Source organism: Chromohalobacter sarecensis, from assembly GCF_023061135.1.
Taxonomy (GTDB): Bacteria; Pseudomonadota; Gammaproteobacteria; order Pseudomonadales; family Halomonadaceae; genus Chromohalobacter; species Chromohalobacter sarecensis.
The window spans coordinates 138,190-153,981 of sequence record NZ_JAKGAN010000006.1; the positions used below are offsets into that span (position 1 = coordinate 138,190).

Here is a 15,792-nt window from a genome sequence, read left to right on the forward strand (position 1 = left end):
CGCTTCCTGTCGATTCGGTCAAGATCACCTCCCCCGCGAGCCGGCCTCGAAAGGCCTGGAAGCCACTCTACGCCGCCAATATGACATTGGCGTGACGTCAGCGACACGCTCATCTTTACGATTCAAGGCTCTCTCTGGCAAGAGGCAATCCGCAATGAAGGCGAGTTTTACTACAAAAGTCGCATAACGCGGATGTAACCACCATCCGGCGCTGAAAACATGGCAATAAAAAAGGGGCTTGCGCCCCTCTTTTTCGATACTTTCATCCGATTTTCATCGGCCATGCTTGGCGAGCAACTGGCTCAACTTGCGCTCTAGCTGCTCGGATTCCTTGCGCTCGCTGTGCTGCTTCTGCTGTTTTTTCTGCTTCTTCGTGAGCTCATCGAGCTGCTTGCGGGCGTGACGTGCCTCGCCCTCGGTCACGCCACCGGCCGGCTGGCCGTCAAGATCCACCCGCATCACGTCGGCACGCACTGCCTTAAGATAGCGCGGCAAGTGCACATAGCACGCCAGGGCGCGACGCACGAGCTTCTCCGGCCAGGGCTCGCGCGCCACCAAGTCGAGATGAATGCCCGTCTTGAGCGGCTGAGTGTGACCCTTGAAGAAGGTGTCCGGATAGCGCTGGTACCACTGCGCCAGCAACGACTGGGGAGAAGGCGGCTCATGTTCCGCGCCCAGTGCCAGACTGGCCTGCGGAATCTCGCTCTCCGCCTCGCCAGTGGGCTGGCTGTGATCGTCTGATGGAGAGGCAAGGGCGGAAGGCGCGTGATCTTCGGTGGCTTCTCCCGTCGGCCGACGCGGGCCACGAAACGCGATGGGCCCAAGCCCTCTGGCTTTCGCCCCGGCGTCAGGCAGTTCCGCCTGAGTGGCGGGCGTCTGGGTATCGTCGGGCTCCAGCTCGGCAAGCGCCAAGAGGCGCTCACGCAGGGCACGGTTTTCCGACTCAAGCGCCGTGACCTTTCCACGGGCCGCCTCAAGGTCGGCCCGGCAGGCTTCGGCTTGATGTTCCAATGCCCTGAACAGGGCGTCTGCGTGGTCGGTCAGCAAGGCGAGCACTCCCTGATTGCCTTGAACGAACGCTGGGCCTCGAATCGTCTACGCTGCGTCGCGACAGACAGGCCCGGCCCATGCGGGCTACCGGGTAAGTCTGTGCCAGCTTCGCCGCGCTGGCAACCTCATCGCCGCTCGTAATGCACGAACGCATAGTCGGGCTTGCCATCACCGCCCTGGCCCGGCACACGCTGGGTTTCCTGCCAATGCGTGGTATCGAAGGCAGGAAACCAAGCATCGCCGTCCACCGCGACATCGACCTCGGTCAGATAGAGCCGCGTGGCGCAAGGCAGGGCCGCGGCGAATATCTCGCCACCGCCGATCACGCAGATATCCTCGACACCCTCGATAATGGCCTGGCCATCGGCCATCTCGAGAGCACTGGCCAGATCATGGCAGACGCTGATTCCGTCATGGAAATAGCCACGATCACGCGTGACAACGATATTCAGGCGTCCCGGTAACGGCTTACCGATGGACTCGAACGTCTTGCGCCCCATGACCAACGGTTTGTTCATGGTCACGCGCTTGAAGAACTTGAGATCTTCCGGCAGGTGCCACGGCATTTTGTTATCGACACCGATGACACGCTCTCGCGACATCGCCGCCACCAGGGCGATGGGCACCACCGTATCGACACAGGCGTTGGTGGGCTCGTTCATACGGCGACCTCCGCCTTGATATGCGGGTGCGGATCATAGCCTTCGATGGCGATATCCTCGAAGGTGAAATCGAACACATCCGTAATCTCGGGATTGAGCACCAGCCGTGGACGCGCATGCGGCGCGCGGCTCAACTGGAGGCGCGCCTGATCGAGATGATTGAGATAGAGGTGCGCATCGCCCAGGGTATGAATGAACTCACCCGGCGCCAGGTCGCAGGCCTGCGCGATCATGTGCGTGAGTAGCGCATAGCTTGCGATGTTGAACGGCACGCCGAGGAAGATATCGGCACTGCGCTGATACAGCTGACACGACAGCCGGCCATCCGCGACATAGAACTGAAACAGGGCATGGCACGGCGGCAACGCCATGTCATCGACCAGCGCCGGGTTCCAGGCCGAGACGATCAACCGGCGCGAATCGGGGTTGCGCTTGATCTGCTCGACGACATTGGCGATCTGATCGACATGCCCGCCGTCCGGGCGCGGCCAACTGCGCCACTGATAGCCGTAAACCGGCCCCAGGTCGCCGTTTTCGTCGGCCCACTCGTCCCAGATGCGAACCCGGTTTTCCTTGAGGTAGGCAATATTGGTGTCACCGCGCAGGAACCACAGCAGCTCATGGATGATCGAGCGCAAGTGGAGCTTCTTGGTGGTCACCAGCGGGAAGCCGTCGGCCAGATCGAAACGCATCTGATGACCGAAGACGCTGAGCGTCCCGGTGCCGGTGCGGTCACTTTTTTCCACGCCATTGTCGAGCACATGGCGCATCAAATCGAGATAAGGCTGCATGTCATCCGAACGTTGAACGATGAAGGCGCGACGACGATGTCGCGCCGGAATTGGACGCCTGGCCGCTCACGCCGCCGGTGACGCTTCACGCGCATCGTCGACCGGTTGCCGACGCGACCAGGCGATCAAGGCAATACCGGCCAAGACCATGGGGACGGTCAACAATTGGCCCATGGTCAACCAGCCGAAGGCGATGAAGCCGAGTTGCGGATCGGGCTGACGCACGAACTCGACCGCGAAGCGGAACACCGCGTAAAGCAGCAGGAACAGGCCGGATATCATACCACGCCGACGCGGCCGACTAGAGACCCACCACAGCACGACGAACATCACCACGCCTTCCAGCGCGAACTCATAAAGCGGCGAGGGATGACGTCCCTCAGGGCCGAGGCCGGGATACACCAGCGCCCAGGGCACGTCGGTCACGCGCCCGGGTAACTCATGATTGATGAAGTTGCCGATGCGTCCGGCTCCCAGGCCGATCGGCACCATCGGCGCCACGAAATCGGTGAGCTGAAAAAACGCCAATCGATGCTTGCGTGCGAAAAGGCCAGCGGCAATCAGGACACCGACCAGGCCACCATGAAAGCTCATGCCGCCATCCCAGACCTGGAAGATCCATAACGGATTATCCATCAGGCGCTCGAAACCGTAGAAGATCGCATACCCTATGCGCCCGCCGAGCACGACGCCCAGCGCACCATAGAACAGCAAGTCGCCGATATCATCCGCCTTGAGACCGATGCGCGCAGCGCGCTTGCGCCCTAGCCACCAGGCTCCCACGAAACCAATCACATACATCAGCCCGTACCAATGCACCTTGAAGGGTCCCAAGGCGATGGCGATGGGGTCGATCTCGGGATAACTCAGCATGCGTGCGTTCTCCTTGCATACGTTCTGGTCGGCGGCGAGCCCGACACCTTACGACAGCCGCTGCCGGGCGGCAACGACGCACGTCATCGTCTATGTCTCGGGTGTCGCATCTTTGCCCACCCAACGGCGTACCATCGCGACCAGATCGCCGGGGCGGTAAGGCTTGGCCAGGCAATCGTCCATGCCCGCCTGCAGAAAGGCGTCTCGACTGGCTTGCGTGACATTGGCGGTCAACGCCACCAGCACGCTGGCATGCCGCCTCGCCAGACGACGCTCCAACCGACGCCAGCGACGGCTGGTTTCCAGACCGTCGAGGGTCGGCATGTAAATGTCCATGAACACCAGATCGAACGCTTGTCGCTCGGCCAGTGCCAGCGCCTCCTCGCCGTTCGTCGCGGTCTCGACATGACACCCCTGGCGCTCGAGCACACTGCATGCCAGCAGCGTATTGACGGGGCCGTCATCGACGATCAGTAACCGGGGGGTCGCATCGCTTTGGCGCGTATCGGACGCCGGCTTTTCCTCCGTCAGGGTATCGAGCAACAGCATGGCATCTTCCAGCCGTCGACGCAGCGCCTCGCATCGCGAAGGCTGGCGATGCGTATCGACCTCGGGAAGCGAGGCCAGTGTATTAACGGAGGACTCGAGCTCTTGGCGTAGATGCGATAGATAGCCCGTCTTGAGGCGCGCATCCTCGCGTGCCTGATCACGGGCCAGGCGCAAGCGGTACAAGGTTTCGCCGGCCTCGGTCTGATCGATCAACGCCCAGACGGAGTGTTCACCACGTACGGCCAGGCATTCGAGGCGATACTCGCGCGTTCCCCCTGCCGCATCGGTGACCCGCACCCGGCGCCGTTGTTCATCGACGAGCCGCGGCTTCAACCATTCAGTCAATTGAATGTCGCGCAACGCCTCGGGGCGCTCGCCGAGCAATCGCGCCAAGGCGGAATTCAGGGTGACGATGGCATCGCCCTCGGTCAGCAAGGCCGGTAGCTGCAGGGTATTGAGCCAGGCGGGCATATCCCATGCATCGCTCGAAGCGCGAGTAAGCCATTGCGGTTCGAGTCGCGTCAGTAGCGCATTCAAGGTCGCTGGCGAGACATCGGTAATGTCCGGCGCATCCTCTTGCGTACGGGGCAGCCAACCGACGAGTCTGCCCAGCGCGGCCCGCCAGGCATCCTCCTCGCGCTGCAATCGCCAGTAGAGTACGGTCACGAAGCCCGCGAAGATCAGCACATTGCCCAGAATCAAGCCGATACTCAGCCATGGCAGCGCCTTCTGCCAGGCACTGTCATCGGGCAGGCTCAGGCGACTCACCAGCCGCCAACCGGTTCCAGGGAGCGTGTCCCAGATCAACGCTCGGCGCCCTTCCTCCAGCCATTGCATACCATAACGCCCTGCGGCGTCAGGCAACACGTGGGAAGCATCATCGCGCATCAAGGCATTCCCGGCCCCATCGACCAACCAGTGCTCCCCGGTGTTGCCGGTTTCATCACCAATCAACCGCTTCAGCCGTGGCAGGGAAATTTCCATCCCCACCCGCGCAAGGTAATGCTCGTTCCACACCACATCGCGGGTGGCCACCAAGCGTCCCGGCGGCGCTTGCGTCCCGGTCCACCAGGTCACGTTCTCCGCGTCGGCGGAGACGCGTTCTCGCTGATAAGGGGGAAGGCTGCTATCGATATCGTCCTGCGGCTCGGGGGCGCTGAAATCACGCATACCCACCGGCAAGATGAACAAGCGGGTGACCAGAGCATCCATGCCGTCATAGTCATCGACCAGCCTCGTCAGCAGCTGCTGGGCATCATCGTGCGACAGCACGGCCGGCAGTACCGGAGCGACGTTCGGAGAAGGCGAGTCATTCTCGGCCATCGACTGCAGAATGCGCCGCGAGCCACGTGCGAGCATCACGAGATGCTGCTGCTGGGCGGTCAAGCGAGCATCCAACTGGCGCGCATAGACACTGTGCGAAGCCTGCAAGCGCGCCAGCGCGTTTTCCGATTCGCGACGGTCGCTCGCCTGCCAGATCAATGCCCCGGCGCCCAGACATACCAACGTGAAGCCTATCTCGGCCAGCAACAATGGCCACAGCAACGCTTTCCAGCGCGAACGATGGGGGCTCGAAGGAGTCGCGGCTTTGTGCATGCCCTACCCTGCTCGTGACGATGCAGCGAGTGTACGCGCTCGCTTACCGGCTGTCATGGCACGTGCGGGGCTCGGCATGGCGCGTTACGCTGGCGCTATCATCTTCACGATAGCGACGTCCACGAAAACCCTTTGCGAGAGAAATATGCCATGTGCTTGATCGTCTTCGACTGGCGCCCAGGTAGCGACACGCCCTTGCGCCTGGCCGCCAACCGCGATGAGGTTCACGACCGCCCGACACAAGCGCTGGCCCCGTGGCCGGATACCCCGAGCCTCGTCGGCGGTCGTGACCTGCGCGCCGGAGGCACCTGGTTGGCGGCCTCGCAAAGCGGGCGCTTTGCGGCAGTGACCAATGTTCGCGACGCGCACACTGCAGCGCCGACTTCACCCCCCAGCCGAGGCGCCCTGCCTTATCAGGCACTGACGCATGAAGCACCGCTCGACTGGCTCGAGGCCCTCGCGTCGAGCGAGGCACGCGCCTATGCCTGGTTCAATCTGCTCTATTGCGACGGCGTCACGCTGATGCATGTTCATCACGGCCCAACGGGGACGATGCTCACCCGAGTGGCACCCGGCGTACATGGCCTTTCCAACGCCACTTTGAATACACCTTGGCCGAAAGTAATTCGCGCCCGGGAGGGTTTCGAAGGGACACTCACGCAAACACCCTGGCAAACGCCTGCGCTCGAGTTGATGCAGGATACCCAGACGGCGCCGACACCGAACCTACCGGATACCGGCGTGGGCATGGAAATGGAGCGCTTCCTGGCACCGATCTTCATTCGCGGGCAACGTTACGGCACCCGCGCCACGACGCTCGTGGAATGGCGGTCCAGTCATATCGAACTGCAAGAATCGCGCTTCGGCCCGAACGGTATCGTGCAAGGCAATCGCCGACATTCGCTCACCCTGGCCGACGTCACGCAGGCCTGACCTGCGCCGCTCATCGAGCATGGCACCCGTCGAGGCTCAATCGTCGGGGGGCAGCAAATGTGCCAGCTTCCATTCCACCATGCGCTGGCGCAGGTGCGCCCGCACCGCCGCAGTGGTGGGTAACGCCAGGGTTTCGTCGAGCAGCGCCTGCGCGTCCTCGAGCGAAACTCGCCGGATCGCCGCACGCACCCGGGACAAACTAGGCGCATTCATGGAGAGCGCCTCGAAGCCCATGCCCATCAGCAGCAAGGCACCAGCGGGGTCGCCGGCCAGCTCACCGCATACCGAGGCCGGCACCTGCAAGCGCCGCGACTCGATGGCAAGATGCGACAAGGCGCCCAGCACGGCAGGATGGCAGGCATCGTAAAGGCTCGCCACGCGCGGATTATTGCGATCCACTGCCAGCAAGTATTGAGTAAGATCGTTACTGCCCACCGAGAAGAAATCAACGCGAGCGGCCAGTGCATCGAGCTGATAAAGCGTCGCCGGCACCTCGATCATCACCCCAACCCGAGGGCGCGCCAGCTTGACACCTTCCTCGGCCAGCTCCCGCTGGGCCCGGTCGATGAGCCTGAGCGCGGTATCGACTTCTTCGATGCTCGAGATCATCGGTAACAGGATGCAAAGGTTGTCGAGCCCCACCGAGGCGCGCAGCATGGCGCGCAACTGGACCATCAGCACTTCCGGATGATCGAGCGTCACGCGGATGCCGCGCCATCCCAAAAAGGGGTTGGCTTCGTCGATGGGAAAGTACGGCAGGTCCTTGTCGCCGCCGATGTCCAAGGTGCGCATCACCACCGGTAACGGCGCGAAACTCTCGAGCTGATCGTGGTAGAGCCGCGTCTGCTCCTGCTCGCTGGGGAAGCGCTCGTTCATCATGAACGGCACTTCGGTGCGATAAAGACCCACACCGCTGACTCGCGACTTGAGAGACGCCACAGCCTCCACCGCCAGGCCGGTATTGACCATCAAGGGCATGTGGTAGCCGTCCGAGGTTTCGCTGGGGCGATCCTGCTCATGCTCTAGCACCTCGCTGAGCGCCTTCTCCTCGGCGATCAAGGTCTCGTAATGGTGCTCACGCTCGGCATCGGGGCGCACGAACAGCCGACCACGATGGCCGTCGAGAATCGCCCGGGCGCCGTTGAGCCGCGGCAAGGGTAAATCGACCATTCCCAACACGGTAGGAATGCCCATCGCGCGCGCCAGAATGGCGACATGCGAGGTGCTCGAGCCGCGAATCGAGACCAATCCCACCAGTTTGTTGCGCGGCACCTCGCCCAGCGAGGCGGCACTCAACTCATCGCCGATCAGGATGGTCTGTTCGGGAAACGTGTCCGGCGTGCGCGGGCTGTCTTCCTGGAGATGGGCGAGCACGCGGCGCCCCAGATCGCGGATGTCGGCGGCACGCTCTCGCAAATAATTGTCGTCGACACGCTCTAGATACTGCACATGGCGCTTGACCACATCGGCCAGGGCACCGGGCGCCCACTGGCCTTCGCGGATGCGCTTCTCGACCTCTTGGCCCAGTGCCGCGTCGCCCAGCATCTGCTGGTAGGCGTCGAACAGCGCCACTTCCTGCGCCGAGATACGCTTGACCAAGCGTGCCGCCGCAACGCCGATTTCCTTGCGAACATTGGCGATGGCTTCGTGCAGGCGGGTGATTTCGGCCTCGATATCGGTGGGAATCAGGTCGGGCACGCTGTTGAGATCTGCGGGTGGCATCAGCACCACCAGCTCTCCCGACGCCATGCCGGGCGATGCCGCGACCCCCGAAAACATCGCCTGGCCATCGGCCTGGGTCGGCCGGGTCAACGTCCCCGTCGCCATGGCATGGGCCAGCACACCGGCCAGTTGCGCGGCCATGGTGATGAGGAACGCCTCATCGCCTTCATCGAAACGCCGCATGGCCTGCTGCTGGACGACCAGCACCCCCAGCATGCGACGCTGATGAATGATCGGCACGCCGAGGAAGCTCGAGAAACGCTCTTCGCCCGTCTCGGCGAAATAGCGAAAATACGGGTGCGACGGCGCGTCCTCGAGATTGAGCGGCTCTTCGCGTTGCCCCACCAACCCGACCAACCCCTCGCCGAGCCCCATGCTCACCTGCCCTACCGCTTCGCTACGCAAGCCCAGCGTATCCATGAGCACCAGACTGTCGCGCTCAGCGTCGAACAAATAGATGGAACATACATCGGTGTGCATGGCCTTGCGGATTCGGCGCACCATGGTCGCCAACGCGGCCTCTAGACTGCGCGCGCCGTTGACTTCCTGAATGATGCGTCGGAGAACATCGAGCATTGGCATTTCTTCTTGTTGTCGTCACGACACGCGTGCGACGGTTGATCTCAAGGCGAACGCAGGGCCTTTCGGCGCACCCTGCGATGTCGGCCCCCGGTGGCGATATCTAGCGCGGCGCTTCGCAGGGCCCCTCTTCGTTCGCCAAGCGATGAACGCGTGGCGCCAATTCGCGCAGGGCGCGGCGGTAGACTTCGCGCTTGAAGGGCACGACCTGCCCCAATGGATACCAATAACTGACCCAGCGCCAGCCATCGAATTCCGGTTTGGGCGTGGAATCCACGCAAACCCGGCTATCCCGACACCGGATCTTGAGCAGAAACCACTTCTGTTTCTGGCCGATACATATCGGCCTCGAATGCGTTCTCACCATGCGTCGTGGGAGACGGTAGCGCAGCCATCCGCGCGTACAGGCCAAGATCTCGACATCCTCCGGCGTCAAGCCGATCTCTTCCTCGAGCTCCCGATACAATGCCTGTTCCGGTGTCTCATGCGCCTTGATTCCTCCTTGCGGAAATTGCCACGCATTCTGTCCCACACGACGCGCCCAGAGCAGCTGTCCACTGCGGTTGGCAATGATGATGCCAACGTTGGGCCTGAAGCCGTCAGCGTCGATCACGGACATCACCTTAATGAATCTTCGTTGAGGCCATTCTTCCACAAAGCCAGAAAGCGCATCAATACGCCTTGTGGTGGGCAACATTCGGTAACTCTGCGATAATCCTCTTCCCTTTATGCCGCAAGCTTCCTGTTCACCCAGCACGATGCAAGGAGTCCTCCTTGAGCCTGGCGATCTTCGATCTCGACAATACCCTACTGGACCTCGACAGCGACCATGCCTGGGGCGAGTTCCTCATCGAGCAAGGCGCCGTCGACGCGACGACCTATCGCGACGCCAACGAGCGCTTCTACCAAGATTACCAGAGCGGCGATCTCGACATCATGGCGTACTTGGCCCTGGCACTACAGCCATTGGCTGAGAACACGCCGGAGCAGCTGGCCGCCTGGCATCAACAGTTCATGGCCAGCAAGATCGAGCCGCACATCCTGACGCGCGGAGAAGAGCTGCTGGCACGCCATCGCGCCAAAGGCAACCGACTACTGATCATCACCGCTACCAACCGTTTCATCACCGGCCCCATCGCCGAGCGCCTGGGCGTGGATGATTTGATCGCCGTCGAACCCGAGGTCGAGGCCGGCCAGTACACAGGGCGCGTGGTGGGCACCCCGAGTTTCCGTGAAGGCAAGGTAACGCGCCTGGAAACCTGGCTCGCCGAGGAAAATGTCACCCTCGACGGCGCCTGGTTCTACAGCGACTCGCACAACGATTTGCCGCTCCTCGAGCGCGTCGACCATCCCGTCGCCGTCGACCCCGACGATGCCCTGCGCGAGGCCGCCGAGCAACGCGGCTGGCGCATCATCAGCCTGCGTGATTGAGAGCGCACCGACCAAGTCGCGCATTTATAGCACGCCAAAGGGATCCCTTATGGCTTTGTCATTAGTCATAATGTCAGGCTTGGGAAGGCAGTATTTCCGCGTCAAAAGCGTTATAATGCGCTCATAATTCCATCGCGCCGGTCGCAGTTCGAGACGTCGTTCGCCGGCTGACCGACGCACCTTTTCAAGGGCTATGTGAATGGTTGGCACGCATATGGATGAGTCAGTAGACATCGTACTCGTGGGTGCAGGCGTGATGAGCGCCACGCTCGCGACACTGCTTCACGAGTTGGAGCCGGAGGCGCGCATCGAGATCATCGAACGCCTCGACACCACTGCCAGCGAAAGCTCGTTTGCCTGGAACAACGCCGGCACCGGTCACGCTGGCTTGTGCGAACTCAACTACACCCCCCGCGCCGAGGATGGCTCGATCGTCCTCGACAAGGCCATCCACACCAACACCCTGTTCGAGGAATCCAAGCAGCTATGGAGCTACTTGGTCGAAAAGGGCAATCTTGGCGACCCGGCGCGCTTCGTCCATCCGGTACCACACATGAGCTTCGTACGCGGCGCAGACGACGTCCGCTTCCTGCGTGATCGCTACCATGCCATGCGCGAGCACCCATGTTTCGAAGGCATGGAATACACCGAGGAACGCAGCGTCATCGACCAATGGGCGCCGTTATTGCTGGACGGGCGCGAGGGCGACGAACCGTTGGCCGCAACGCGCGTCGCCGGCGGCACCGATGTCGACTTCGGCGCTCTGACCCGCCAACTCCTCACCCGGCTCGAGGAAGCGCCCGACGAGCAGGTACGCATCAGCACGGGCCAGACGGTCGAGGACCTGGACCGTAACGACGATGGCAGTTGGACCCTAAAAGTCGCAGGCAACGACAACACCAAGCGTACCCTGCGTGCACGCTTCGTGTTTCTGGGCGCCGGTGGTGCCTCACTGCATCTGCTGCAGAAAAGCGGCATCCCCGAAGGCAAGGGCTACGCGGGTTTCCCGGTCAGCGGCCAATGGTTGCGTTGCGACAAGCCTGAGGTCGTCTCCCAGCATCATGCCAAGGTCTACAGCAAGGCCCCCATTGGCGCGCCGCCGATGTCGGTGCCCCATCTGGATACGCGCAACGTCGACGGCACACCCTCGCTGTTGTTCGGACCCTTCGCCGGCTTCACCACCAAGTTCCTGAAAACCGGTTCGATCATGGACCTGGCGAGATCCGTGCGCTCCTCCAACCTGAGCCCCATGCTCTCGGTGGCGCGTGATAACTTCAGCTTGGTCAAATACTTGATCGACCAGGTTCGGCTCTCTCATGAGCAGCGCGTCGACGAGCTGCGCGCCTTCTATCCCACGGCCAAAACTGAGGACTGGCGCCTCGAAGTCGCCGGCCAGCGTGTCCAGGTCATCAAGAAAGACCCCGAAAAAGGCGGCGTTCTGCAATTCGGCACCGAGGTCGTGGCGGCCAGCGATGGTTCGCTCGCGGCACTGCTTGGTGCCTCGCCAGGCGCCTCCACCGCCGCCTCGATCATGATCAATCTCGTCGAACAGTGCTTCCCCGAGAAGTTTGCCAGCGATGCCTGGCAACAGCGTCTGCACGAGCTCGTGCCCGCGCGCGCCGACACCTTGGCCGACAACGGCCAGCTACTGCGCGACGTGCGTCACCGCACGCACACTACGCTCAAGCTCGCCGATGCGCAGCCCGCCACAGCGCCGGTGGCATAAAATACGCAACATTCTACGCAAAGCGCCTCGATCCGATGGATCGAGGCGCTTTTTCATGACACCACATACGTAATAGCAAGCGTGAGCACAGTCACTTTTCGAACAATGCCTAATGCAGCCAGAACCATAAATGCATAGTGCTCCAGGCGTACACGCCGGCAAGCACGTCATCGAACATGATCCCGAAGCCCCCGGCCACGTGGCGGTCCACCCAACGAATCGGCCACGGCTTGATGATGTCGAACATGCGAAACACCACGAAGCCCCATAACGCCGCTTCCCACGAAAAGGGAACTGCCGCCATGGTCAGCCAATATCCCACGAACTCGTCCCAGACAATCCCGGAATGATCGTGAACGCCCAGATCGCGCGAGGTCTTTTCGCATAACCAGATGCCCAGGATCGAGGCCACGCCCATCAGTCCCAGGTACCAATCGAGAGGCAGCGCCGACAACAGCCAATAGAACGGAATGGCGGCCAATGTACCGAAGGTACCCGGCGCGAAAGGGATCGCCCCACTCCCCAGGCCAAACGCCAGGAAATGAGCCGGGTTACGCCAGACACTGCGCGGTGAGCGATTCATGGCCCGCCTCCCGTGAAATGCTGCCATCCTGCGCCCTTCATTGTCTCGGGAATCCCGCTGATACCGGGCTCGGCGACGACGCGTCCGATCTCGGTCAGGGTGACATCACAATCGGTACAGCGCCGCTGAGCAGCTTCCCAGGCCGTATCGGGCACGCTGACCAGAAGCTGATAATCGTCCCCACCGCTGAGCGCGGCATGCAAGGCGCCTTCGCTGCCTAACGTCATTTCCAGCGTCGGCGCCAGGGGAATCCGCGCCGGGTCGAGGTTGGCGCCCACACCCGAGGCATGACAAAGGTGGCCGAGATCGGCCAGCAGGCCATCGGAAACATCCAGTGCCGCCGAGGCCAACCCCCGCAGGGCAAGACCTGCATCAAGCTGAGGCGTTGGCGTCAAGTAAGCCGCCAGCAGCGGATCCTCGAGATCACTGCCACCGGCCTGCCAGATGCGTAGGCCGCCGTGGCCGCCACCCAGCGCCCCGGTCACCGCCAAGCGCTCTCCCGGCATCGCGCCGCTGCGCCGCAGCGCCTGACCAGCAGGCACATCGCCGACCACCGTGACGGCGATGGACAAAGCACCACGCGTGACGTCACCGCCGATCAACGGCGTCGACATACGGCGGCCAAGTTCGCGAAACCCGTGAGCGAAGCGCTCCAGCCACGCGGGCTCGGCATGCGACAGCGTCAAAGCCATCAGACAGCCGCGCGGTCGCGCTCCCATCGCGGCTAGATCGGAAAGCGCCACCGCCAGTGCCCGATGCCCGATTGCCTCGGGCGGCGCATCACCAGGAAAATGTACCTCGGCCACCGAGGTATCCACGCTCATGGCAATCTCAGTCCCCGCGGCAGGGCTTAGCAGCGCACAGTCGTCACCCGGCCCCAGCGTAATGCCGGCGCCTGACGAGGACTGATCGGGCGTCGAGAAATAACGCGCGATAATGTCGAATTCAGCCAACATGTCAACGCCGGCGCGCAGCGACCTCGGTACTCCGCAAGCGACTCGCCAGCTTGTCGAGAATACCGTTGACGTACTTGTGGCCATCGGTAGCACCGAAGCCCTTGGCCAGTTCGATGCCTTCGTTGATCACCACGCGATACGGCACTTCGAGGCGATATTTGAGCTCATAGGCGCCTAGGCGAAGAATCGCTAGCTCGATGCGGTCAAGATCCTCGAGGCGACGGTCGAGCAACGGCGCGATGGTTTTATCGATGGCTTCGCGGTCGCCGGCCACGTTGTGCAACAGCTCATGAAACAGCGCTAGATCGGCAATGCCCATGACCTTGTGCCAATTTTCGTGATCCTCGAGATCTTCATCAGCGATTTGCGCGCGAAACTCCGACTCCACCGCCGTGATCGACTTGCCGGTCATCTGCCATTGGTAGAGTCCCTGCACCGCCAGTTCACGCGCCGCGCGGCGCGCTTGCTGGGCCGGGGTCGCATCACGGGGCGATTGACTCATGCCTCGCCTCCCATGCGTTTGAACAGCGAGACCATTTCCATCGCTGCCATCGCCGCCTCGGCGCCCTTGTTACCCGCCTTGGTGCCGGCACGTTCGATCGCCTGATCGATGGAATCGACCGTCAATACGCCGTTGGCGATGGGGGTCTCAAGCTCCAACTGCAGACTGCTCATGGCACTGTTGCAATTGCCCGCCACGTAGTCGAAATGCGGCGTTCCCCCGCGAATCACTGCCCCTAGGGCGATGACGGCGTGAGGCTTGAGTACCTGCACGGCCCGCTTGACGGCCAATGGCAGTTCCCAGGCGCCAGGAACATGAATGATATCGACGTTTTCTTCGTCCACGCCATGGCGAACGAGGCTGTCCACCGCCCCTTCTACCAAGCTATCGACCACATGATGATTGAAGCGGCCCACGACGATGACATAACGGCCATCGACATCGGTGTAGCCACCCTCGACTTGAGAGATCGGTTGCATTGTCAAATCCCGGGTCTGAATGCGCGATACTTCGCGCACGATATATCAGCTATGTCAGTGCATGCCAGTGAAGCGATCACTTACTTCATCACGGCGCGTGGTACTACCTACCGCCGAGAAGCGATTTTCTTCACCGGCACGCGCGGCCGCCGGCGCCCATGGGCCCGGCATACGAATGAATGAAAGACTTATTCTACCGGCTGGTCGCTCTCGGGGGTATCGCCACCCACGCGTTCGACGACTTCGAGGTCGAAGCCGGACAACGCGGAAAACTTCCACGGCGAGCTCAAAAGGCGCATTTGTCCGACGCCCAATTGGCGCAGAATCTGCGATCCGGTGCCGATAGTCAGGTAATTGCCGGCACCGTCGGAGGCACTCGAGCGCGGCGCCGGTTTACGCGCCAGCAACACATCGAGCTGATCCTTGAGATCGAGACGCGGCCGACCATCGTCGAGCAGCACGAAGACCCCGGACTCGGCTTCGGCGATCTGCGCCAAGGCGCTGGACGCCGTCCAACTGTGGCTCTCCGGCTTGCTCAGCATCAGCAGATCGCGCAGCGTATCAGCGATATGCACGCGCACGGTGGTCGGCGTCTCGCTGTGCGGCGCGCCTTTCACCAGCGCCAGATGATGAGCGTTCTGAATCCGGTCGTGGAAGACGTGCAGCGTCAACTCACCGAATGCCGTGTCGACGACCGTGCGTTCGACTTCCTCGACGGTACGCTCGTGGTGGATCCGGTAGTGGATCAAATCAGCGATCGTGCCGACCTTGATACCGTGCTCGACAGCAAAGCGCTCCAGCTCGTCGCGGCGCGCCATGCTGCCATCGTCGTTCATCACCTCGCAGATCACGCCGCTCGGCTCGAAACCGGCCATGGCCGACAGATCGCAGGCGGCTTCGGTATGCCCGGCACGGCGCAGCACGCCACCCGGCTCAGCCATCAGCGGAAAGATATGCCCAGGCTGAACGATATCCGCTGCGACGGCATCGCGTGCCGCCGCAGCGCGCACGGTGCGCGCGCGATCGGAGGCGGAAATGCCCGTGGAGACACCACGTGCTGCCTCGATAGAGACGGTGAACTTGGTGCCGAAGCCGGAGCCGTTGTCGCGCACCATCAACGGCAACTCGAGACGCTCGCAGCGCTCACGGGTCATCGGCAGGCAAATCAAGCCCCGCGCATGACGGGCCATGAAGTTGATGTGCTCGGCCTCGACGCACTCGGCGGCCATGATGATATCGCCTTCGTTCTCGCGATCCTCATCGTCCATGAGTATAACCATCTTGCCTTGACGAATGTCTTCGACAATGGCTTCGATGGAGGCCAAGCCCTGTTTGGATGAAAGCGCCATGGTGTCTCCGA

General features: G+C 62.2%; 15 protein-coding genes. 3 read left to right on the top strand and 12 right to left on the bottom strand.

Translation table 11 applies throughout. The features are described from left to right. Window positions 1-273: 273 nt before the first annotated feature. From L1071_RS11170 to L1071_RS11190, 5 genes are all read right to left on the bottom strand, one after another. Window positions 274-1,047, bottom strand: coding sequence for a ProQ/FINO family protein (locus L1071_RS11170; protein ID WP_246974787.1), 774 nt, complete (start codon window positions 1,045-1,047; stop codon window positions 274-276). Window positions 1,048-1,175: 128 nt separating this feature from the next. Beyond that, window positions 1,176-1,712: a dihydrofolate reductase gene (locus L1071_RS11175; RefSeq protein ID WP_246974789.1), complete on the bottom strand. Its 537-nt coding sequence runs from the start codon at window positions 1,710-1,712 to the stop codon at window positions 1,176-1,178. Continuing rightward, entirely contained in the window at window positions 1,709-2,503 is a 795-nt protein-coding gene (locus L1071_RS11180; RefSeq protein ID WP_246974792.1) for a thymidylate synthase, read from the bottom strand. The genes L1071_RS11175 and L1071_RS11180 overlap by 4 nt, the downstream gene beginning before the upstream one ends. Window positions 2,504-2,569: 66 nt before the next feature. Then, complete coding sequence (gene lgt, locus L1071_RS11185) at window positions 2,570-3,376, bottom strand: prolipoprotein diacylglyceryl transferase (protein ID WP_246899405.1); 807 nt, start codon at window positions 3,374-3,376, stop codon at window positions 2,570-2,572. Between the two features lie 90 nt (window positions 3,377-3,466). Beyond that, on the bottom strand, window positions 3,467-5,521 hold the full coding sequence (locus tag L1071_RS11190; RefSeq protein ID WP_246974796.1) for a response regulator: 2,055 nt from the start codon (window positions 5,519-5,521) through the stop codon (window positions 3,467-3,469). 150 nt (window positions 5,522-5,671) lie between these two features. Between L1071_RS11190 and L1071_RS11195 the strand changes: the two genes are divergently transcribed. Continuing rightward, complete coding sequence (locus L1071_RS11195; RefSeq protein ID WP_246974800.1) at window positions 5,672-6,454, top strand: NRDE family protein; 783 nt, start codon at window positions 5,672-5,674, stop codon at window positions 6,452-6,454. A gap of 36 nt (window positions 6,455-6,490) precedes the next feature. Here the strand turns inward: L1071_RS11195 and ptsP are convergent, their stop codons facing one another. Beyond that, complete coding sequence (gene ptsP, locus L1071_RS11200; RefSeq protein ID WP_246974804.1) at window positions 6,491-8,752, bottom strand: phosphoenolpyruvate--protein phosphotransferase; 2,262 nt, start codon at window positions 8,750-8,752, stop codon at window positions 6,491-6,493. Between the two features lie 106 nt (window positions 8,753-8,858). After that, window positions 8,859-9,368 carry an RNA pyrophosphohydrolase gene (locus L1071_RS11205; protein WP_246974807.1) on the bottom strand — a complete coding sequence of 170 codons (510 nt, stop codon included), beginning with the start codon at window positions 9,366-9,368 and terminating at the stop codon, window positions 8,859-8,861. A 161-nt stretch (window positions 9,369-9,529) separates the two neighbouring features. Between L1071_RS11205 and L1071_RS11210 the strand changes: the two genes are divergently transcribed. Both L1071_RS11210 and mqo read left to right on the top strand, forming a co-directional pair. Further along, a complete protein-coding gene (locus L1071_RS11210) occupies window positions 9,530-10,186 on the top strand; it encodes a histidinol-phosphatase (protein ID WP_246974809.1) in 657 nt (218 codons plus the stop codon). Between the two features lie 214 nt (window positions 10,187-10,400). Next, window positions 10,401-11,912: a malate dehydrogenase (quinone) gene (gene mqo, locus L1071_RS11215; protein WP_246974812.1), complete on the top strand. Its 1,512-nt coding sequence runs from the start codon at window positions 10,401-10,403 to the stop codon at window positions 11,910-11,912. A gap of 109 nt (window positions 11,913-12,021) precedes the next feature. On the opposite strand, the gene L1071_RS11220 is transcribed toward mqo, so the two are convergent. The 5 genes from L1071_RS11220 to ribBA all read right to left on the bottom strand — a co-directional run bounded on the left by L1071_RS11220 (window position 12,022) and on the right by ribBA (window position 15,781). Then, entirely contained in the window at window positions 12,022-12,495 is a 474-nt protein-coding gene (locus L1071_RS11220) for a phosphatidylglycerophosphatase A family protein (RefSeq protein ID WP_246899419.1), read from the bottom strand. Next, window positions 12,492-13,451, bottom strand: a complete 960-nt coding sequence (gene thiL / locus L1071_RS11225) for a thiamine-phosphate kinase (protein WP_246974816.1) — start codon at window positions 13,449-13,451, stop codon at window positions 12,492-12,494. Before thiL ends, L1071_RS11220 begins: the two co-directional genes overlap by 4 nt. A gap of 1 nt (window position 13,452) precedes the next feature. After that, window positions 13,453-13,953, bottom strand: coding sequence for a transcription antitermination factor NusB (nusB, locus tag L1071_RS11230; protein WP_246974819.1), 501 nt, complete (start codon window positions 13,951-13,953; stop codon window positions 13,453-13,455). Continuing rightward, the gene (ribH, locus tag L1071_RS11235; protein WP_246899425.1) at window positions 13,950-14,432 is read right to left on the bottom strand and encodes a 6,7-dimethyl-8-ribityllumazine synthase; all 483 of its coding nucleotides are present in this window, start codon (window positions 14,430-14,432) and stop codon (window positions 13,950-13,952) included. Before ribH ends, nusB begins: the two co-directional genes overlap by 4 nt. A gap of 188 nt (window positions 14,433-14,620) precedes the next feature. Continuing rightward, window positions 14,621-15,781 carry a bifunctional 3,4-dihydroxy-2-butanone-4-phosphate synthase/GTP cyclohydrolase II gene (ribBA, locus tag L1071_RS11240; RefSeq protein ID WP_246974822.1) on the bottom strand — a complete coding sequence of 387 codons (1,161 nt, stop codon included), beginning with the start codon at window positions 15,779-15,781 and terminating at the stop codon, window positions 14,621-14,623. Window positions 15,782-15,792 lie beyond the last annotated feature (11 nt).